The 20,032-nt window shown below is 58.5% G+C and carries 19 protein-coding genes and 1 tRNA gene; 9 read left to right on the top strand and 11 right to left on the bottom strand.

All coding sequences use genetic code 11. The features are described from left to right. Nucleotides 1-309: 309 nt before the first annotated feature. The 3 genes from Q1J43_RS01220 to tsaE form a co-directional block, all read right to left on the bottom strand. A tRNA-Thr gene (locus tag Q1J43_RS01220) sits at nt 310-385 on the bottom strand. Between the two features lie 108 nt (nt 386-493). Next, on the bottom strand, nt 494-1,759 hold the full coding sequence (locus Q1J43_RS01215; protein ID WP_301100462.1) for an N-acetylmuramoyl-L-alanine amidase: 1,266 nt from the start codon (nt 1,757-1,759) through the stop codon (nt 494-496). Then, a complete protein-coding gene (tsaE, locus tag Q1J43_RS01210) occupies nt 1,714-2,241 on the bottom strand; it encodes a tRNA (adenosine(37)-N6)-threonylcarbamoyltransferase complex ATPase subunit type 1 TsaE (protein WP_301100461.1) in 528 nt (175 codons plus the stop codon). Before tsaE ends, Q1J43_RS01215 begins: the two co-directional genes overlap by 46 nt. Before the next feature lie 15 nt (nt 2,242-2,256). On the opposite strand from tsaE, the gene queG reads away from it, so the two are divergent. Together queG and Q1J43_RS01200 are read left to right on the top strand one after the other, a co-directional pair. Beyond that, entirely contained in the window at nt 2,257-3,375 is a 1,119-nt protein-coding gene (gene queG / locus Q1J43_RS01205; RefSeq protein WP_301100467.1) for a tRNA epoxyqueuosine(34) reductase QueG, read from the top strand. Then, nucleotides 3,372-5,396, top strand: a complete 2,025-nt coding sequence (locus Q1J43_RS01200; protein WP_301100460.1) for an NADPH-dependent 2,4-dienoyl-CoA reductase — start codon at nt 3,372-3,374, stop codon at nt 5,394-5,396. Before queG ends, Q1J43_RS01200 begins: the two co-directional genes overlap by 4 nt. Before the next feature lie 48 nt (nt 5,397-5,444). Here the strand turns inward: Q1J43_RS01200 and Q1J43_RS01195 are convergent, their stop codons facing one another. Genes Q1J43_RS01195 through Q1J43_RS01185 form a run of 3 tightly spaced genes read right to left on the bottom strand, consistent with a single transcriptional unit; the run spans nt 5,445 to nt 7,520 of the window. After that, entirely contained in the window at nt 5,445-6,290 is an 846-nt protein-coding gene (locus Q1J43_RS01195; RefSeq protein ID WP_301100459.1) for a sulfurtransferase, read from the bottom strand. Further along, a complete protein-coding gene (locus tag Q1J43_RS01190; RefSeq protein ID WP_301100458.1) occupies nt 6,287-6,646 on the bottom strand; it encodes an STAS/SEC14 domain-containing protein in 360 nt (119 codons plus the stop codon). Before Q1J43_RS01190 ends, Q1J43_RS01195 begins: the two co-directional genes overlap by 4 nt. Before the next feature lie 34 nt (nt 6,647-6,680). After that, nucleotides 6,681-7,520 carry a DMT family transporter gene (locus Q1J43_RS01185; protein ID WP_366141815.1) on the bottom strand — a complete coding sequence of 280 codons (840 nt, stop codon included), beginning with the start codon at nt 7,518-7,520 and terminating at the stop codon, nt 6,681-6,683. A 242-nt stretch (nt 7,521-7,762) separates the two neighbouring features. On the opposite strand from Q1J43_RS01185, the gene Q1J43_RS01180 reads away from it, so the two are divergent. The 4 genes from Q1J43_RS01180 to folE2 all read left to right on the top strand — a co-directional run bounded on the left by Q1J43_RS01180 (nt 7,763) and on the right by folE2 (nt 11,671). After that, nucleotides 7,763-7,978, top strand: coding sequence for an exodeoxyribonuclease VII small subunit (locus tag Q1J43_RS01180; protein ID WP_301100465.1), 216 nt, complete (start codon nt 7,763-7,765; stop codon nt 7,976-7,978). Nucleotides 7,979-8,034: 56 nt separating this feature from the next. Next, nucleotides 8,035-8,901, top strand: a complete 867-nt coding sequence (locus Q1J43_RS01175) for a farnesyl diphosphate synthase (RefSeq protein WP_301100464.1) — start codon at nt 8,035-8,037, stop codon at nt 8,899-8,901. 62 nt (nt 8,902-8,963) lie between these two features. Next, nucleotides 8,964-10,856, top strand: coding sequence for a 1-deoxy-D-xylulose-5-phosphate synthase (gene dxs / locus Q1J43_RS01170; protein ID WP_301100457.1), 1,893 nt, complete (start codon nt 8,964-8,966; stop codon nt 10,854-10,856). Then, complete coding sequence (gene folE2 / locus Q1J43_RS01165; RefSeq protein WP_301100456.1) at nt 10,853-11,671, top strand: GTP cyclohydrolase FolE2; 819 nt, start codon at nt 10,853-10,855, stop codon at nt 11,669-11,671. Before dxs ends, folE2 begins: the two co-directional genes overlap by 4 nt. A gap of 78 nt (nt 11,672-11,749) precedes the next feature. On the opposite strand, the gene rplS is transcribed toward folE2, so the two are convergent. The 4 genes from rplS to rpsP are packed head-to-tail and all read right to left on the bottom strand — an operon-like array spanning nt 11,750 to nt 13,773. Beyond that, nucleotides 11,750-12,118, bottom strand: a complete 369-nt coding sequence (gene rplS, locus Q1J43_RS01160) for a 50S ribosomal protein L19 (RefSeq protein WP_301100455.1) — start codon at nt 12,116-12,118, stop codon at nt 11,750-11,752. A 23-nt stretch (nt 12,119-12,141) separates the two neighbouring features. Then, complete coding sequence (gene trmD, locus Q1J43_RS01155; RefSeq protein ID WP_301100454.1) at nt 12,142-12,948, bottom strand: tRNA (guanosine(37)-N1)-methyltransferase TrmD; 807 nt, start codon at nt 12,946-12,948, stop codon at nt 12,142-12,144. Next, on the bottom strand, nt 12,945-13,511 hold the full coding sequence (gene rimM, locus Q1J43_RS01150) for a ribosome maturation factor RimM (protein ID WP_366141814.1): 567 nt from the start codon (nt 13,509-13,511) through the stop codon (nt 12,945-12,947). The genes trmD and rimM overlap by 4 nt, the downstream gene beginning before the upstream one ends. 7 nt (nt 13,512-13,518) lie before the next feature. Next, complete coding sequence (gene rpsP / locus Q1J43_RS01145) at nt 13,519-13,773, bottom strand: 30S ribosomal protein S16 (protein WP_301100453.1); 255 nt, start codon at nt 13,771-13,773, stop codon at nt 13,519-13,521. A gap of 306 nt (nt 13,774-14,079) precedes the next feature. On the opposite strand from rpsP, the gene Q1J43_RS01140 reads away from it, so the two are divergent. From Q1J43_RS01140 to Q1J43_RS01130, 3 genes are all read left to right on the top strand, one after another. Next, nucleotides 14,080-14,847 (top strand): class I SAM-dependent methyltransferase, encoded by a 768-nt coding sequence (locus Q1J43_RS01140; RefSeq protein ID WP_301100452.1) that lies wholly within the window; start codon nt 14,080-14,082, stop codon nt 14,845-14,847. Further along, a complete protein-coding gene (locus Q1J43_RS01135; RefSeq protein WP_301100451.1) occupies nt 14,817-18,050 on the top strand; it encodes an AarF/UbiB family protein in 3,234 nt (1,077 codons plus the stop codon). The genes Q1J43_RS01140 and Q1J43_RS01135 overlap by 31 nt, the downstream gene beginning before the upstream one ends. 215 nt (nt 18,051-18,265) lie before the next feature. Next, nucleotides 18,266-19,750 carry a hypothetical protein gene (locus Q1J43_RS01130; protein WP_301100450.1) on the top strand — a complete coding sequence of 495 codons (1,485 nt, stop codon included), beginning with the start codon at nt 18,266-18,268 and terminating at the stop codon, nt 19,748-19,750. Here Q1J43_RS01130 and Q1J43_RS01125 read toward each other — a convergent pair. Further along, complete coding sequence (locus tag Q1J43_RS01125; RefSeq protein ID WP_301100449.1) at nt 19,721-19,876, bottom strand: YhjD/YihY/BrkB family envelope integrity protein; 156 nt, start codon at nt 19,874-19,876, stop codon at nt 19,721-19,723. The two genes, Q1J43_RS01130 and Q1J43_RS01125, sit on opposite strands and share 30 nt — an antisense overlap. Nucleotides 19,877-20,032 lie beyond the last annotated feature (156 nt).

Below are 20,032 nucleotides of genomic sequence, written 5' to 3'. Positions count from 1 at the left end.
GGCGCGTCAATGGACGTTCAAGGCGGTGGTGGATCGATTCGGATTCAGCGGGTGAAAATCGCCAATACCGAGTTCGATCAAGTGACCCAGCCCGACAACGATCAACAGCGTATCCTCGATTTGCTGGGCGTTAAGCTCTAATCCCCTGTAGCCATCCTCATGAAACAGTAAAATCGCTGTAACCAAGCGGTATCAAGGCGTTTGGCTTGTAGGGGTAAACAAAACGCGTCAAAATCGACACAGCGCCTACACGGACGCCGGACAACAAAAAGCCCCGGCTTGTGACCAAGGCTAAGTGTTTATATTTACTGGTGCCGCTGGCCGGAATCGAACTGGCGACCTTCGCATTACGAATGCGCTGCTCTACCAACTGAGCTACAGCGGCTCTGCAAGCCATCGGGCGAGTGCAGGGTCAGGATTTTAGCAGTGCCGGCTGATATTTCACAAACTATTTACGCCACGCCGTGCTCTCTGAGGGCCTGTGCGGATGCTTCTAATCCAGGCGTGCCAACTTGGACTTAGCCAATGGCGGATTATTGGAAAAGTATTTGCGAATGCCCGAGATGATGGCCTCAGCCATCTTGTCCTGATAGGCGTCATCGTTCAGGCGCCTTTCTTCCTCCGGATTGGAGATAAAGGCCGTTTCAATCAGGATGGACGGGATATCCGGCGCCTTGAGCACCGCGAAACCGGCCTGTTCGACACTCGCCTTGTGCAGGCGGTTGATGCCGCCGATCGCTCCGAGCACAGCCTTGCCCAGTTTCAGGCTGTCGCTGATCGTTGCTGTTTGTGACAAATCGAGCAGGGTGCGCGCCAGCATGGGGTCGCGGACGGCGATATTAACGCCGCCGACCAGATCGGCGGCGTTTTCCTTTTGTGCCAGATAGCGTGCTGCCGAACTCGACGCTCCGCTCTCCGACAAGGCGAAGACCGATGAACCATTGGCATCGGGCTGTGTAAAAGCATCGGCGTGAATCGACACGAACAGGTCTGACTGAATGCGACGCGCTTTCTGCACGCGCATGTGCAGCGGCACAAAAAAGTCGGTGTCACGGGTAAGTACCGCACGCATATTGGGCTCGGCGTCAATTTTCGCCTTCAGGCGTTTGGCGACAGCCAGCGTCACGTGCTTTTCATAGCTGCCGCCTCGACCGACAGCGCCCGGATCTTCACCGCCATGTCCGGGATCGAGAGTGATAGTAACCAGCCGATCAACCACCGGCTTGCCCTGGCGTGGCCGTTCTACCTTGATTGCGGCGCTTTGCTCCGGCATTTTTTCGAGCAACTGGAGCAGGGAGTCCGGCGGTTCCAGCGGATAGACGTCGAGTACCAGGCGATGGCCATACTCGCCCACTGGCGGCAGCACGAAGACCTGCGGCTTGACTTCATTTTTCAGTTCCATCACCAGCCGTACAACGCCTGGCTTGAAGCGACCGGCGCGCAACAGTTTGATATTGGGGTCGTCCGGCGCAATCTTGTTGGCCAGCCCTTCCAGCACGCTGTTGAACTCGATGCCCTCGAGATCGACAACCAGACGTTCCGGGTTCTTGACCATGAAGTGCGAGAACTTCAAGGGCGCAGAGTGTTCAATGGCCACCCGCGTGTAATCGGCAGCCGGCCAGACGCGAACAGCGAGAATTCCCGGACTGCGATCAGTGGCGGCGCGCCCGACCGGGCTGACCAGCAACAGCAGCGAGGCCCCGGCGAACTTGATTAGGTCCCGGCGCCCGGCATGCGGCTTATCAGTTGGCTCAGACATTTCCGCCCGGCCTCGCTATGGGCGACCAGGTCGAGAATACGTCCGGACTCCGGCGCTTGCGCTGCAAAGCGAAAGACGAGGGCGAGATCGGCCGACGGTACATGGTTGGCAGCCTTCTCAGGCCACTCGACCAGGCACACGGAATTATTCCGAAAATACTCGCCAAGACCGGCATCTTCAAACTCTGTTGGCTCATTGAAACGATAAAAATCAAAGTGATACCAGTATATGCTCGAAACTACGTAAACTTCAACCAGTGTGTAGGTCGGGCTTTTCACCGGGCCATCATGGCCCAGCCCGCGCAGCAGGGCGCGCGCCAGGGTCGTTTTGCCGGCGCCAAGGTCGCCTTCAAGCCAGACGACCGTGCCGGGAGCCAGCAATGGCGCCAGTTGGCGTCCGAGGTCTAGGGTTGCCGCCTCATCGGGTAGGCACAGCGTCAGCGTTGACGGGGCATGAACAGGGCTATGATGCAGGCTATGCACGAGAAGAACTCCGATATGGATGCGCTGCCTGGGGCCGCCTGGGGCCAGGTCGACTTTGTCGCGCTGGTCAAAAAAATCAAAATCTGGGGAAAGGAACTGGGCTTTGCCGAGCTTGGCATCGCCAGCGCCGATGTTTCCGCCGCCAGCCCCGAACTATTACGCTGGCTTGAACTGGGCCGCCACGGCGAAATGCATTATATGGCCAAACACGCTGCCCTGCGCGCCCATCCGACCACCCTGATGCCCGCTACGTTGTCGGTAATATCGGCGCGACTCCCCTATTTTCCACAGGCTGCCGAGGCTGAGTCAGTGCTCGCTAACAGCGAGCTGGGCTTCATCTCCCGGTATGCCCTCGGCCGCGATTACCACAAAACGATTCGCCTGCGGCTGCAGAAACTTGCCGAACGCATCAGCAGGAGTATCGCCTCTGACAAAGCCGACTCACCCTATGGTTACCGTGTTTTTTCCGATTCGGCGCCGGTCATGGAGGTTGAGTTCGCCCGCCAGTCCGGCATCGCCTGGCGCGGGAAGCACAGCCTGTCGCTGACCCGAGCGGGATCCTGGCACTTTCTCGGCGAAATCTACAGCACCCTGCCCTTGCCGCCGGACGCGCCAATCGGCGAACACTGCGGTCGCTGTGTGCGTTGTCTCGACGCCTGCCCGACCGCTGCCATCGTCGCACCCTACCAGGTCGATGCCCGGCTATGCATTTCCTATCTGACCATCGAGTTGCCTGGCGCCATTCCGGTCGAACTGCGTCCACTGATCGGTAACCGCATCTACGGCTGCGACGATTGCCAGTTGTGCTGCCCATGGAACCGTCTGGCCCAAGTCGGAGATCCTGACTTTGCCGTGCGTAATGGCCTGGATGCAGCGCCTCTGACCGAACTCTTCGCCTGGAGCGAGGCGGAATTCGAAAGCCGGCTGGCCGGTAGCCCGATTCGACGCATCGGGCACCAGCGCTGGCTGCGCAACATCGCCGTCGGGCTCGGTAACGCAGTCGGTTCACCAACGATTCTGGCCGCCCTCAGAGCGCGCCTCGATCATCCTTCAGCGCTGGTACGCGAGCACGTAAACTGGGCGCTGGAACGTCAGCTTTCGGCAACATCATCCTTCAGGGGACCGTCAGAATGACTCTCGATGCCTATCCGCACCTGCTCGCACCACTCGACCTTGGTTTCACGACCTTGAAGAACCGCGTGCTGATGGGTTCCATGCATACCGGCCTTGAAGAAGCGCCCGATGGTTTCCCCCGCCTCGCCGCCTTCTTCGCCGAACGCGCCCGGGGGGGCGTCGGGCTGATCGTAACCGGCGGCTTTTCACCCAATATTTCGGGGCGCGGCTATCCGCGCGCCGCGCAGTTTAGTTTTCCATGGCAGGTCAGCAAGCACCGTCTGGTCACCGAAGCCGTCCATGCCGAAGGCGGAAAAATCGCCCTGCAAATCCTGCACACCGGGCGCTATGCGTATCACCCGCTGGCCGCAGCCCCTTCGAAACTGCGCGCCCCGATCAATCGCTTCACGCCACGCGCCCTGTCGCGCTGGGGTGTGCGCAAGACCATCGCTGACTACGCCCACTGTGCCGTCCTCGCGCAAAGGGCAGGCTACGATGGCGTCGAGTTGATGGGCTCGGAAGGCTATCTGATCAACCAGTTCATCGCGCAGCAAACCAACCAGCGCAGCGACGAGTGGGGTGGCTGTTTCGAGAACCGCATCCGTTTCGCCGTCGAGACGGTGCGCCGGGTGCGCGCAGCGACCGGCCCGAACTTCATCATCATTTTCCGCCTGTCGATGCTTGATCTGGTCGAAGGAGGCAGCACCTGGGACGAGGTGGTGACCCTCGCCAAAGCCATCGAAGCAGCCGGCGCAACACTGATCAACACCGGCATCGGCTGGCATGAAGCGCGCATCCCGACCATCGCCACCATGGTGCCGCGCGCCGCCTTTGCCTGGGTCACCAAACGCCTGATGGGCGAGGTCGGGATTCCGCTGATCACCACCAATCGCATCAACACCCCCGAGCTTGCCGATAAAATCCTCGCCTCGGGCTGCGCCGACATGGTATCCATGGCCCGCCCCTTTCTCGCCGACGCCGACTTCGTTAACAAAGCAGCCAGCGGCCGTGCGGACGAGATCAATACCTGCATCGCCTGCAACCAGGCCTGCCTCGACAATATTTTTGCCGGCGCGCTGGCCTCCTGCCTGGTCAACCCACGTGCCTGCCACGAAACCGAACTGCTCATCACGCAAACAGCCACGCAAAAACGCATCGCCGTCGTTGGCGCGGGCCCGGCCGGCATGGCCTGCGCTGCGACCGCCGCCGAGCGCGGACACCGGGTTACCCTGTATGACAGCGCTACAGTCATCGGCGGTCAATTCAATCTGGCTCGCTGCATTCCCGGCAAGGAAGAGTTCAACGAAACACTTCGCTACTTCGACCGCCGCCTGAAAAATGCCGGTGTCACGCTCAGGCTCGGCCTGCGCGTCAACGCCGGTGATCTCGCGCCAGGCGCTTATGACTACGTTGTGTTAGCCACCGGCATCGTACCGCGCCACTTGGATATTCCTGGCAGCGATCACGCCAAGGTAGTGAGCTACATCGACCTCATCGAAGGGCATCAGGTGGCTGGCGATCGGGTGGCGATCATCGGCGCTGGCGGCATCGGCTTCGATGTCGGCGAGTTGTTGACGCACGCCAACGATGATAAAAGCGAGCTTGACCGCTTCCAGGCCGAATGGGGCATCGACCCCACACTAAGCGCACGCGGCGGCCTCAAACGCCCGGAAAAGAAAACGTCACCGCGACAAGTCTGGCTGCTGCAACGGAAAACCACCAAGGTCGGCAATGATCTAGCCAAGACTACCGGCTGGATTCGCCGCTCTCTGCTCAAGATGCGCGGAGTAGAAATGCTCGCTGGCGTTAGCTACGAGCGCATCGACGACGCTGGCCTGCACCTGCGCATCGGAGGACAGGCACGGTGCCTGCCGGTCGATACGGTAGTGGTCTGCGCCGGACAGGAGCCGCGCCGCGAACTCGAAGCCAGCTTGCGTGCCGCCGGTATGCCACTGTCGCTGATCGGTGGCGCCGACGTCGCCAGCGAACTGGACGCCAAACGCGCCATCGACCAGGGCACGCGCCTGGCCGCGAGCCTGTAGCACTGCGCTTGAAATGCTGCTCAAACCGGGACCAAATACGCCTGAACTTCAGCGCGCCACCGGACGCGCCGGGTTGCTACACCACTCGCTCCACGATCCGGCATACAGCTTTGCTCCGTGCAGCCCGGCGATTTCCATGGCCAGCAAATTATGGCAGGCGGAGACGCCAGAACCACATTGCATCACCGCCTGCGCCGGCTCGACACCGGCGAGCAGGGCAAGAAATTCGCGGCGCAACTCAGCGGCCGGGCGAAACATGCCCTCGGCATCAAGGTTGTCACGGAAGAAACGGTTGCGCGCACCGGGAATGTGGCCGCCGACCGGATCCAGGGTTTCGTTCTCGCCACGAAACCGATCGGGAGAACGGGCGTCAACCAGGCATAGCTCACCCTTGTCGATGTTTGCCAGTACCGTTTCGGTGCTGAGCACCCAGTCACGCGGGACAATCGTCTGTGCAAAGACAGCGGGGGCCGAACTTGGCAGATCGGTCGATAGCGGCCGGCCTTCCGCCACCCACTGACCAATGCCGCCATCGAGCACGGCAACGCGATCATGCCCCAACCAGCGCAGCAGCCACCACAAGCGCCCGGAGATCATGCCTCCGGCATCATCATAGACGACCACCTGGGTCGCCGGCGAAACCCCGGCAGCACCCAGCTTGGCGGCCAGCTCCTGCGGATCGGGCAAGGGATGGCGTCCGTTCCGGCCGGTCATGGCCGCTGAAAGATCGCGGTCCAGATGCAGGAAAAAAGCCCCCGGCAGGTGCCCCTCGGCGTAGGCTTTTGTCCCGAATTCCACATCCGACAACTGATGCCGACAATCAAAGACACGCCAGCCCGGATCGTTCAGATGGCTGGCCAGCAGCTCGCAAGAGACCAGGGGGGACGAACTCACACGGCATCCTGTCCGGCGTCCAGCCAGGAACGGGCCTCGTTCTCGGCGTCAAAAACGCGCATTTCGGCCTGGACGAAAATCTGCGACAACCACGCGCTCCAGGCTACCCACTGGCTACGTGTGAGAACCGCGATCCGCCTGAAATCATTGGCATGGGCACGAGCAAAGACAATGTCTTCCCAAGCCACATCGAGGGTGAAATCGGCCATCTCGCGCAGGTCAAAAAGTAGATCAACGGCCCCCTCGAACTTGACCTTGTCGTTGACCATGGCTTCAAACTCTTTGTAGTCCGCCAGGGTGAACTCGCCGTATACCGTGACTTCAACGCGTTTGGGCTGATGCTGGGTAACAATCATGACATTCTCCGTTGACGTTCTTCGAAGTGTAGCATCAGTCTTGCTCGGCAGGATTGGCGCGGGAAAAGATGGTGGCGACAATACCGCTGGCGACAATCAGCGCGATTGCCAACCAGGCGCCGAAAGAAAGAGCTTCCTGCCACAGCAACATGCCGAAAATGCTGGCAAAGATCACCGTCGAATAGGCCAGACTGGCGGCCATCAGAGTCCGCCCCCGCTTGTATGCACGGGTCATAGTCAGTTGGGCAAGAGTACCAAAGCCGGCAACGCCAAGCAGGAGAAGTCCGCCGTGCAAATTGATGCGGTGAAACTCGAAAAAGCTCATCCAGATCGCGCTGGCGACGGTCGAAAACAAGGAAAAATAAAAAACGGTCCGTTCCTCGACTTCACCGCGTTGGCCCAGTTCTTTGACGTTGTAATAAGCCAGCCCGGCGATCATTCCACCGCCTAGACCAATCAGGCCACCAAGCATTTGGTCGGCGCGAAAGGTCGGGTGCAGCAGCAGGACGACGCCGACAAAACCGAGAATCAGCGCCCCCAGCATTCCGGGACGCAGGCGCACCTTGTTGAACCAAGCCAAATAAAGCGTCAGAAACAGCGGCGAGGTATAGGCCAGCGTTACCGCCGTTGCCAGCGGAAGCATCGCAAGCGCATAAAAATAGAGCAGCAAGGAAACAAAGCCGCTAGCACTACGCCCCAGTTGAAAGCGCCAATGAGGGGTGGCGATCGGGATACCGCGCAGGCGAACCAAGAAAAACATCAACAGCAGAGAAATGACGCTGCGATAAAAAATGATTTCGGCGGTCGAAAAAAATTCAGCGGCGAACTTCACACAAACGCCCATGCAGGCGAAAAGAAAGCTAGCCACAATCATCCACAAGGATTGCATGAGTATTGGTCGGGAGTTGGAGGTGCAACGCCGGACATTCCAAACATCGGTAAAGTCAGACGGCAAATTCATGGAAAAGGGCATTTTAATCGCTTTCCAATTGACCGAGCGCCCATTCTTCGGCTAGTTTACCCCGTTTGACTTGAGCTTTCCCCATGGTGCGATCCAACACTGTCGACCCGGTCGAAAACGGTGCTTCGCCGCCGGCCAGACCCGCGGCGCACAAAATGAAGTATGAAGCGGCGCTCAGCGAACTTGAACAGATTGTCCAGCACATGGAAGGTGGCCTTCTGCCGCTCGAAGAATCGATATCTGCCTACCGGCGCGGCAGTGAACTGCTCAAACATTGCCAGCAGCAACTCAGTGACGCAGAGCGCAAAATTCAGGTTCTGGAGGAAGGCACGCTGCGCGACTTTGATGCCGATGACGGTGCAGCCCAGTGATTGCATCTCTTTCCGACACCAGCCAGGAAGCGCCCTTTCCTCCATTTCCTGATTGGATGCATGCTGTTCAGGGGCGGGTCGAGGCCACTCTGTCACGCCTGCTGCCACCTGCAGAAGCGATTCCGGCGCGCCTGCACCAAGCCATGCGCTACGTCTGCCTGGGGGCGGGAAAGCGGGTTCGTCCCCTGCTCGCTTTTGCCGCTGGCGAGTTGACCGGCGCGTCGCCAGAGCGGCTGGAGATTGTTGCCAGCGCGGTTGAACTGATCCACGCCTACTCCCTGGTGCATGACGACCTGCCGTGCATGGATGACGACGTGCTGCGGCGCGGACGACCAACCTGCCATGTCGAATACGATGAAGCCACCGCCCTGCTGGTCGGCGACAGCCTGCAAGCCCTGGCTTTTGAACTGCTCGCCCGCGCAGATATTGGGACGCCCCAGCGCCAGCTTGAAATGGTTCGCCTGCTGGCTCACGCCAGCGGCTCCTGCGGCATGGCCGGCGGCCAGGCAATCGATCTCTCCGCGGTCGGTCAGTCTTTGAACCAGCCTGAACTTGAACTGATGCACGCCCTCAAAACCGGCGCGTTGATCCGCGCCGCCGTTATGCTTGGCGCGCTGTGCGGGGCTCCACTAAGCGAGGAGGCCGGTATGGCGCTCGATCGCTTTGCAAAACGCGCCGGTTTGCTGTTTCAGGTCATTGATGACATCCTGGACTGCACGGCGAACACGGCAACGCTGGGCAAGACTGCCGGCAAGGATGCCGCCGCTGAAAAACCGACCTATGTCGGCCTGATGGGGCTGGAATGCGCCCGTGAATTCGCTGACAACCTGAGTACCCAGGCACTTGACTCACTCGCCATTTTTGGCAAAGACGCCCAGCGCTTGATTGCACTCACTGATTTCATCACCCACCGCAAGTTTTAGCCGATGACCCTGGCCTCGCTCATCGGCCAGAAACGATGGCTCACGCTGAATGATGCACACCCATGACTCCCTACTATCCTCTGCTCGATACCATCAGCACCCCAGCTCAGTTGCGCGAGCTGGATCGGAAACAATTACCGCAGCTTGCCGATGAATTGCGCAATTTCCTTGTCGAATCAGTCTCCAGGACCGGAGGACACCTCTCGTCCAACCTCGGCACGGTTGAATTAACCGTCGCCCTGCACTACGTCTTCGATACCCCGCGCGACCGGCTGGTCTGGGACGTCGGTCACCAGACCTATGCCCACAAGGTGCTCAGCGGGCGTCGGGCGGGAATGGCCAGGTTGCGCACGCACGGCGGCGTTTCCGGCTTCCCCAAGCGTAGCGAGAGCGAGTACGACACCTTCGGCGTCGGACACTCATCGACCTCGATCTCGGCCGCGTTGGGCATGGCCTTGGCCTTCAAGCTCAAAGGCGAAGCACGGCAGACGGTGGCCATCATCGGCGACGGCGCCATGTCCGCCGGTCAGGCTTTCGAAGCCATGAACAACGCTGGCGTCACCGACGCCGACATTCTCGTCATTCTCAACGACAACGACATGTCGATCTCAGCACCGGTCGGCGCGCTCAACAAGTATCTCGCCCGACTGTTTTCGGGCAGCGCCTTCAATGCCGCGCGCAAGGCTGGCGAGAAAGTGTTGGGCGTTTCCCCGTCGCTGCTTGAGTTCGCCAACCGGGTTGAGGAACACGTCAAGGGCATGCTGACCCCGGGAACGCTGTTTGAGGAACTCGGTTTCAACTATATCGGCCCGATTGATGGCCATGACCTTGACTCACTGGTCCCCACCCTGCAAAACCTGCACAAGCTCAAGGGGCCGCAGTTCCTCCACGTCATCACCCGCAAGGGCCAAGGCTACAAGCTGGCCGAGGCTGACCCTATCCTCTATCACGGAGTATCAAAATTCAAGCCGGACGTGGGTATTGAAGGCGGAAAAACAGGGGGCAAACCAAGCTACACACAAATCTTTGGCGACTGGCTGTGCGACATGGCCGCCGCCGATCCTAAACTGGTCGGCATCACCCCGGCCATGGGTGAAGGTTCGGGCATGATGCGCTTCGCTGAACGCTTCCCCGAGCGCTATTTCGATGTCGGCATCGCCGAGCAGCATGCTGTCACCTTTGCCGCCGGTCTCGCCTGCGAGGGGATGCGCCCGGTACTGGCGATCTACTCGACATTCCTCCAGCGCGGCTACGACCAGTTGATCCATGATGTCGCCCTGCAGAATCTGCCAGTGCTCTTTGCGCTTGACCGCGGTGGCCTGGTCGGCGCCGACGGCCCGACACACCATGGCACCTTCGACCTCTCTTACCTGACCTGCATCCCGAACCTGGTCGTGATGACGCCTGCCGACGAAGAGGAATGCCGGAAAATGCTGACCACCGCTTACCGCATCAACGGTCCGAGCGCCGTTCGCTACCCGCGTGGCACCGGTCCTGGTGTGCTAACGCAGAAGGCGCTGCTCGACCTGCCGATTGGCAAGGGCGAGATCCGCCGACGCGGCAAGGGCGTCGCCTTGCTGGCCTTTGGCAGCATGCTGACGCCAGCACTTGAGGCCGCTGAAGCGCTTGACGCCACGGTGGCCAACATGCGCTTTGTCAAACCCATCGACCGCGAGCTGATTATTGAGCTGGCGCGGGAACATTCGCTGCTGATCAGCGTCGAAGAGAACGCATTGATTGGTGGCGCCGGCGCCGAAGTCGCACGTGTCCTGGACGAAATTCTCAGCCCGGTACGGTTCGTGCGCATGGGTCTTCCCGACCGCTTCATCGATCATGGCGATCAAGCGCTGCTGCTGGCGGAAGTCGGTCTCGACAAGGCCGGCATTGTCCGTGCGGTCTGCGCTCATCAAGGCAGCACGCCGCCAGCAAGCGGCTCAAATCAGGAAATGCGATGAACGCACCTCACGCCCCGCAAACCCCCGTCGCCATGGTCGACGTTCAGAATCAGGCCGACACCCGGCAGATCGCCATCAACCGGGTCGGCATCAAGTCCATCCGGCACCCGGTCAAGGTACTTGACCGGTCGGGCGGAATCCAGCACACCATCGCCGTGTTCAATATGTACGTCGGCCTGCCGCACAACTTCAAAGGCACGCACATGTCGCGTTTCGTTGAAATTCTGAACAGCCACGAACGTGAAATCTCGGTCGAAAATTTCCCGATCATGCTGCGCGAGATGATCGAAAAGCTGGAGGCTGAAACCGGACACATTGAAATGAATTTCCCGTATTTCATCAACAAGGCGGCACCAGTATCCGGCGTACAAAGCCTGATGGACTACGACGTTACGCTGATTGGCGATATTTGCCACGGCGAAATCGCGTCGACGATCAAGGTTGTCGTTCCGGTAACCAGCCTTTGTCCCTGCTCCAAGAAAATCTCCGAACGAGGTGCGCACAACCAGCGCTCACACGTCACCGTCAGCGCCAGGATCAACGATCACCTGTGGATTGAGGAGATTGTTCAACTGGTCGAGGCAGAAGCCTCCTGCGAGCTTTACGGCCTGCTCAAGCGCCCAGACGAAAAATACGTCACTGAACGCGCCTACGACAACCCGAAATTCGTCGAGGACATGGTGCGCGATGTGGCTGCCCGCCTCACCGCCGAGCCGCGCATCTATTCCTACGTGGTCGAATCCGAAAATTTCGAGTCGATCCACAACCACTCGGCCTACGCCCTGATCGAAAACCAGAAAACCAGGCCGGTCTGAGCCCGACATCCCGCCAGCGCCAAAAACAACGGGGCAGCGTCTTTCGGCGCTGCCCCGTTTTTTCGGAATGAGACTGGCTCAGTCCTTCTGTCTGCGTGTCAGCTTTTCCTTGATCCGCGCCGACTTGCCCGAGCGCTCACGCAGATAATACAGTTTGGCCCGACGCACATCCCCACGACGCTTGATTTCAATGGCAGCGACCAGCGGCGAATACGTCTGGAAAGTACGTTCGACGCCTTCACCGGACGAAATTTTGCGCACAATGAAACTGGAATTGAGGCCACGGTTACGCTTGGCAATCACCACGCCTTCGTAGGCCTGCAGACGCTCGCGCACACCTTCCTTGACCTTGACCTGGACGACTACGGTGTCACCTGGCGCAAAAGCCGGGATGGTCTTGCCCAGACGGGCGATTTCTTCTTGCTCAAGTTGCTCGATCAGATTCATTTTTTAACTCCGTTTTACAAACATTACGTTTTATTATCCTGACCGCATTGCTCCTGAAACTGCACCAGGAGTTGCGTTTCCTCTTTCGACAGCGAACGCCCAGCCAACAAATCGGGGCGTCGCTGCCACGTCCGCCCCAACGCCTGTTTCAGACGCCAACGACGAATCTGCTCGTGGTGACCGGACAACAGCACATCCGGCACCCGCTGGCCTTCGTAATCCTCCGGCCGCGTAAAGTGCGGGCAATCTAGCAAACCCGCGACAAACGAATCCTGTGTTGCCGATTCAGCGTCGTTCAAGACACCCGGCAACTGCCTGACGACGGCATCCAGCAAGGCCATCGCCGGAATCTCGCCACCCGAAAGCACGAAATCCCCGATCGAAATTTCTTCATCAACGCAGCGCTCGATCAACCGCTCGTCGATTCCTTCGTAACGCCCGCAAAGCAAAATCAAACCTTCTTCGCCCTGCACCGCATCCTGCACAAAGCGCATCACCCGCTGGTGCGTCAGCGGCACCCCCTGCGGCGAGAGACAAAGCACCCGACTCCTCCCCACATTTGCTGTTGCTTGCCTCGCCTTGGCCGCCGCAATCGCTGCTGCCAGCGGTGCCGCCAGCATCACCATTCCCGGCCCGCCGCCGTAGGGCCGATCATCAACGGTACGATGATTGTCCTGCGTAAAATCACGCGGATTGCAGCAATCCAGACTCCAGCGCCCTTCTTCCAGCGCCCGCCGAGTCACGCCCGAATGCGATAGCGCAACAAACATTTCGGGAAACAGCGTCACCACATCGACAGTGAAGCATTCTTTCCGCAGTTGCAGCGTCACCAGTGCGCTTCCCAATCAACGCGAACCGTGCCTGCCGCCAGGTCGACGTCAAGTACGACCGCTGCAACAAAAGGCAGCAGTTGCTCGGCTTGCTCACCACTGCCAACTCGCAACACGGCGTTGGCCGGCGTTTCGATCAGACCAAGCACCCTGCCCAACGACTGATCCCTAGTATTTTTCACTTCAAGGCCGATCAGATCGGCCCAGTAATACTCATTTTTGGCTGCCGGCGGCAGCGCTGCGCGCGGCGCTCCGACCAGCGCCCCGTGCACAGCCTCGGCGGCATTGCGATCGGCCAGACACTCCAGTTCCGCGATCAACACATCGCCGTGTGCCTTGCACCCGAGCAAACGCGTCTGGCGCCAGCGTTCGGGGGCAATACCCTCCTGACCAACCCACCACCGCGGGAGCTTGGCCCAGACCATGGGATCGTCGGCGAAAGGATGTACCTTGACCGCACCACGCAGGCCATAAGGGCCTACGATCTTACCCAGAACAATGATATCGGCAGGCAGTACTGAACCGGCAGACTCTGGCAAGGATGTGCCTAACAAACGGTCCAACGAGCGATCAGGCTGCAACCTTGGCGCCGGACTGCTTGACCAGGCGGGCGACCGTCGGCGACAGTTGCGCACCCTGCTGCTGCCAGTAGCTCAAGCGATCAGAAGCGATGCGCAGCCCCTCTTCCTTGTCCGTGGCAATCGGATTGTAGAAGCCAATCCGTTCAATAAAGCGACCATCACGACGGGTGCGTGAATCAGCCACAACCATATTGTAGAAGGGGCGCTTTTTCGCACCACCACGGGCCAGCCGAATAACAACCATAGGATCGATTCCAAATTCAGAAAAGGGGCGGAATTATAACAAGAAAGCACGAAAAAACAAGCTGATATTTAATCCCTGCGTCAAGTTTATGCTTGACCACGATTTGATGACGTCGGATACTCCCCGGAGGTGGAAATGGAATTTAGTTTCCTATTCTTTATCCTTTCTCCCGTGAGTCGTCTTTAGCCGACATCTCCTTTGTCCCCGATGAAACTTCAAGCTTCGGACTTCAGCGCGGCAGCGCATATGGTGCTCGAACTCGTGTGTCCGCGTACGGCGACCCGCCTCTCAGAGCCTTGGTCTGTGATGGACGATACGGACGAAGCGAAGGCCTACCGCGAAGCAGCCGAACGCTTTGCGCTTAGCGCCATGCATGTTTTCTTCGCTCTACATATCACCCGGACGATTCAAGGCCGGCGCAAGGTCTTGGATTTGGCCTGCGGCTCGGGAGGCGTCTTGGCGATCGTGGCGCAACTCAACCCAGAGATAGAATTTATTGGCGTCGATCTTTCCGAAAAAATGCTGGAAGAGGCTGAGGGGCACATACGCCCGTTGGGTCTGACCAATGTCCGTTTGGTGAAAGGTGATATTTGCCGTTTAGATTTTCCGGAGGCAAAAGGAGCGGACGGGTTTCTGTGCACGTTCTCAATGCACCACCTGCCAGGAATCGAAATTTTGCGAGGCTTGTTTCTCGCGGTCAGGCAAAACCTGCCGCCTCAGGGGGCGATTTTCTTTGGGGATCTCTGCCACTTGAAATCCGAGCGAAGCATCCGTTTTATCGCTGAAACGGAAAATCGCGGCGCGCCAGGCGTGTATCTAGAAGATTCGCTCAACAGCTTACGTGCCGCCTATTTCCGAGACGATATTGAGGCCCTGCGACGGGAGTTCCTGCCGGAAACGAAACTTCATACGACTTTCCCCGCCCGCTTTCTCTACGTCCTCAAGACCAAGAGTGTCGCCCTGCCACCCTCTGCGCAACGGGCCATAGCCAGGGAGTACGACCACCTTTCTCTGGCCAACCAAGCAGTTTTCCAAAAAATCCAATGGCTATTCCGTCTGGGTGGGCTGTGGTAGCACAACCGGCCTCGCCTGCCCCGGAGAGCATTGTCGACCGTCTACGTCGACGCGCGGAGGAAACGCCCAACCTAATCGCCTATGTGCATGGCTGGAGTCAGGGGCAGGTTTCGCAGGTGACCTGGGGTGAGTTTTGGCGTGATTGCCAGTCACTGGCAATTGTTCTGCGAGAAGAAGGGTTGGAGTCTGGCGAGTGCGTGGGCATCTTGGCGCCTTCTCAATACGCTTGGGAACTGGTCCATCTCGCCACGCTCTTGGCAGGGTGTGCTGTGGTCGGCCTGGATCCCTATGACCAGTCTGAACGCGTCCTAAACATTGCCACGCAGTCAGGAATACGGGCGCTTTGGCTGGATGGGCCAGAACTGGCGGTAAAACATTCCGAGCTTCTTTCCCTTCCGCTCAAGTTTTTGGCTTATTTCGGTCCCGCAGTTGCGGACGAACCGGGCAAAACATTGGAAGAAATGACGACCCGCCGACGGGGTAAGTCCTGGGCTCGCCCTCTGCCTTCGCCACATAGCCTCGCGACCATCGTCTACACGTCGGGGACTACCGGAGAGCCCAAAGGAATTTGCTATACGCAGTATCAGATTGTTCTTGCCTGCCGAGCCATTCTTGACGCCTTCCCGGAAATCCAGCCCGGCATGAAGACTCTTTGCTGGCTGCCTCTCGTCCACCTGTTTCAACGGATACTGGACCTCTGTACCCTGATGGCAGGAGGCACCGTTCATTTCGTGGAACAGCCTACCCAGGTGATGGATCTGCTGCCCAAGATTCAGCCTGATGTGTTCGTGTCCGTGCCGCGGTTCTATGAAAAACTCCATGCGGGCATCATGAAATCGATACGGGGGGAGCCAACTTTTTTGCGGTGGTTTCTTCATGCGGCGTTGGCGGAAGGACGGTATTACGCTTCACTGCGTCGGCGAAGGAGTCCCTGGCGGTTTTTCCTTTTGCCGCTTCAGAAAATTGTGGATACGGTGGTGCTACGCCGCTTCCGACAAGCGATGGGAGGCGAGATCAAGTTCATGATCTCCGGGTCAGCACCCTTGAGCCTGCACCTGTTGGAATTTTTTCACGGCCTTGGCCTTCTCATTTTGGAAGCCTACGGTACCAGCGAAAACGTGATCCCGATCGCCAGCAATCGGGTACAACATTTTAGATTGGGCTCGGCGGGGCTCCCCTTGCCACCCAACGAGGTGACGATAGGCAACGATGGACAGGTGCTGGTCAAGGGCCCTGGCCTTTTTGCCGGATATCTGAATGGTCCATCGGGGGAAACGCCCTTTCAAGAAGGCTACTACGCGACCGGCGACCTGGCGCAAATGGATGCCGATGGGTTTCTTTACTTGGTCGGCCGGAAATCCGACATCTTCAAAACGTCCCGGGGACAGCGTATCGCGCCGCTCCCCATTGAAGATGCGCTGCGGGCAGCCCCTTTCGTGGACCAGGCGATCGTTCTCGGCTCCGGTCGGCAGTGGCCGGCGGCGTTGCTAACGCTGGATCTCGCCGCCGTGGCTGCGCAGATGTCGCACACAGCGGGGCGAGCAGTGGACATTCATGGCGACGGTCTTCTGCCGGAAATACGAGAATTCATCGTAGCGGGAATCAAGCGGTGCCTCGATTCCATTCCGACATTCCGCCGGCCCGTGGGTTTTCTGATACTGAACAAGGGCTTCAGCGTGATCGACGGGGAAATTACGGCAAATCTCAAGTTGAAGCGCCGAGAAATCGAGGACAAGTACGCCGAGCTTTTCGAACGCTTATACAAAGAGATAGACGACGGCGGGGACTACGAACCCCGCATGTGGTTTTTGACCACTGCCGATCTTCGTATGGAGGAGTTTGCCTTCCTGCCGATATTGGCCAAGGTGCAGTCCCACCTTCTCTTGCGCTTGGCGGTCATCGGAAAGATTTTGGCCGAGGTGGGATGGGCCCTTTTCCGCTATCGCGCGTCCTTGGCTCTAAGGCCCCTCACCGCAGAAGCTGCGCGGGAAGACCTTGCGCACCGCCTAGGGAAAATTTTTGTCGAGGATGTCGGTCCCCTGAAGGGCCCACTGATGAAAATCGGCCAATCCCTCAGTTACATGAGCGCGGGTCTTCCACCGAGCTTTCGCCGAACGATCCGAGTCCTTCAGCAGATTTCATCGCCCGTTGCGGCAGAGTCTATGGCTGCGGTGATTGAACGGGATCTCGGTCTGCCCATCTCTGAGCTGTTCTCGGAATGGAACGAAAAGCCTATGGCATCTGCCAGCATGGGCCAAGTGCACTTGGCCCGCCTTCCGGACGGCCGCAGGGTTGCTGTGAAAGTGCGTTACCCCGGCGTTCCGCAGATTGTCCGAACGGATCTAGCCGCTCTTCGCGCTCTGCTGCCGCTCCTTCGTTATCTGACCGGGGTGCGCAATCTGCACGAGGTCTTCGCTAGATTCCGTGGGCTGGTCGAGACGGAAATGGATTTTCGCCGTGAGGGGGAGTACCAACAGACGATTCGGAGTTTGTTCCCGAACGAACCCGATATCCTGATTCCCGAAGTATTTCGAGAAAATTGCTCTGAATCGGTTCTAACTATGGAATATATCGACGGACAGCGGTTCGACGAATTCCGACTGACAGCGTCGCAAGCTGAACGGAACCGGGCGGGTCTGGCCATCTGGCATTTTGTTGCTCGGTCGGTGTATCGCCACGGCATTTTTCACGCAGATCCCCATCCCGGAAACTTTCTTTTCACAGATGGCAAGGTGTGTATTTTAGATTTCGGGTTTTGCGAACGTTGGAACGACAACTACGTTGAGCTGCTGCGGCGACAAACCGTAGCGGCCATGGACGATGACCTCGTCCAATTCATCGCGGCCAATGAAAAGCTGGGGCTAAACCGAAGTCCGAACGTTTTCGACCATCAGGCGCTTCTCACTTCTTATCGCAGCACGATTTATCGGGCATGGCTCGACGATCGACCCTTCCGCTTTACGCCGGAATATGCCCAGGAAGTTATGGATGCGCTTGTCAAACACCAACTGCATCAAGAGAATATCTATGTGCCGCCCAGCTCGCTGGCGTTGAGCCGACTCTTCTGGGGCCTGTATTGCGTGCTCGGCGAGCTACAAGCGGAGGGGAACTGGCACCGCTTGATCGTGCCTTACCTGCGCGAGCCAAAGGCTGACGAGGCACAGGTGCCACGGCATACCGGTACCATTGCGTTGATCGCATAGGTCGATCGTGATGCCAAGCCGTGCGTGGTGATTTCATTAAGTGACTCCACACCAGCATAATTGATCGTAATCCTGCACTAGTCCGAACGACTGGTCGAAGACACAAGGCGTGCCATGTACCTAGTAGTTACTAAATTTCATTCAGACCCAATGCTATGACCTATTCGCTTTTGCCTTCAAGACGCAGAAAAGCCTCTGCCCTCCCGCAGGCGAGCATGCCTTCGCTTTTAGACTGGCTAGATTCGCCACCGCTGCCAAATGCCGCAGACGAACTTGCTTGCCTGCACCGGCAACTGGCGACCTTGCGCACCAGCCAGGTCTCTCTTCAGCAACGCGCCTCGATCCTGGAGCGCCTGTACGAGCGCAGCATGTCAACGGTCACCGCCTTGCTCGGCTCACTGGCCGACGCGGTTCTCCTCATACCCATTCCGAGAAAAACCAGGCAGCTAATACGCAGCCTACAGGTTTTATTACAAGCCCTAGCGGAAGATTTTCTGACCACCCTAAGCCTAAAGGACGACCACTCTGCTGCCGGCCTGCGCCAGGAAGCAGGACTTGCCCTCTGGCGAAGTCTGCACACCCTCGCCCAACACCTGCTGATCAGCAACCTAGCGGCCTCTCCAGCGGCTGTCGGCATCTGGCGGCAATTGCATCAGACCTATGAAATAGCCCGTCACCTTGAACTCGCCGGTGATACGCCAGAGGGCGTTGCCAGCACTCTGCAGAATGTATATTACTCAGCGATCCTGCTCGATTGCGCCCAACCTGCGTCGTTCACCTCGCGCGAAGTCAATTTTGTTGCGGCCTATCTGGCGCTTTTTTCTGATGGAGTCAGCCCAGCCGACAAGGCCGCAGGCCAAGCTCCCGAAGTATTCTGGATTGACCCAACGCAAGATGCAGCGGCATTTGCCTGCTCTCGAAAAACGGCGCCGCCCGATACCCCAGTCCACTACTTCTCCTGTGCCCGACTTGCTGCGCGGCTCAAGGAACAACTCGCCGAGCTTGATGCCGGCGCCAGCGCAGAGCAGATCAAACTGCCGGATTTTGCCGAAACGCCCGCCGGGCGCGGCGTGCTGCAACGTCTTGTTACCTATTGGGGCGATCCAGGAAAGCGCCGTTATCCCCGCCGCCGACAGAATTACCGCGCGACCCTGTGTTCCGGACTGGATAGCCTGTGGCGCCTGTTTCAGGATGGCAAGGCGGCAACCATCGAAACCTCAAGCTGGATGATTACCAACGAAAGTCCGGACGGCTACGCGTTCATGCACGTTTCAGGCAAAATCGGCGGCATATCCGTCGGAGATATCACCGCCATCCGGACCGATTCCGGAAAGAACTGGCAAATTTGCATCGTTCGCTGGGCACTGTCCGAAAACCAGGAACATCTTGAACTCGGACTTCAGATCCTGGCGACGCGCGCGGTGTCTGCCCGCCTCGCACTACCCTCACACAACAGCGAGCACACCCATCTCTCCGTACTCATCCTTCCCGCCATCAGGGAACTGCGCTCAACTGAAATGCTGGTTGTCCCTTCCGGATCATTGGAGGATCAACCCACTAGACTCGTTCTTATTGTCGAAAAGGAAAACATCAAGGTGCGTGAGGTCACAAGAACCCGTCTTGACGAGCAAAATAGCCAGATCGCAGTTTTCTCCATTGAGCCTGTCAGGCTAGCAAGTACTCCTCCTGAACTCGGGTAGCGTCGCGGCAACCAACGCCCCCAGCAGTACCACGGCCCACGACAGGTACAGCCATAGCAGAAAAATCGGGACGGTGGCAAAAGTGCCGTAAATAAGAGTAAATGACGGAAAACGCGCCAGGTACAAGCCAAACCCTTTTTGTATGATTCATCCGACTTTTGTGTGGGTCACGGTAGCGGGATAGAGGTTGAGGCCACCACAGTGGAAATAGACAGCGATCTTGAAATTGTCTGGGTTGCGATAGCCACAAGCGCGTTTTTGGACGGTGGCGATCTTGGAGTT

The organism is Propionivibrio sp. (assembly GCF_029255185.1).
GTDB lineage: Bacteria > Pseudomonadota > Gammaproteobacteria > Burkholderiales > Rhodocyclaceae > Propionivibrio.
The sequence above is the reverse complement of the archived record's forward strand: the minus strand, read 5'-3'. Positions and strand labels throughout refer to the sequence as shown.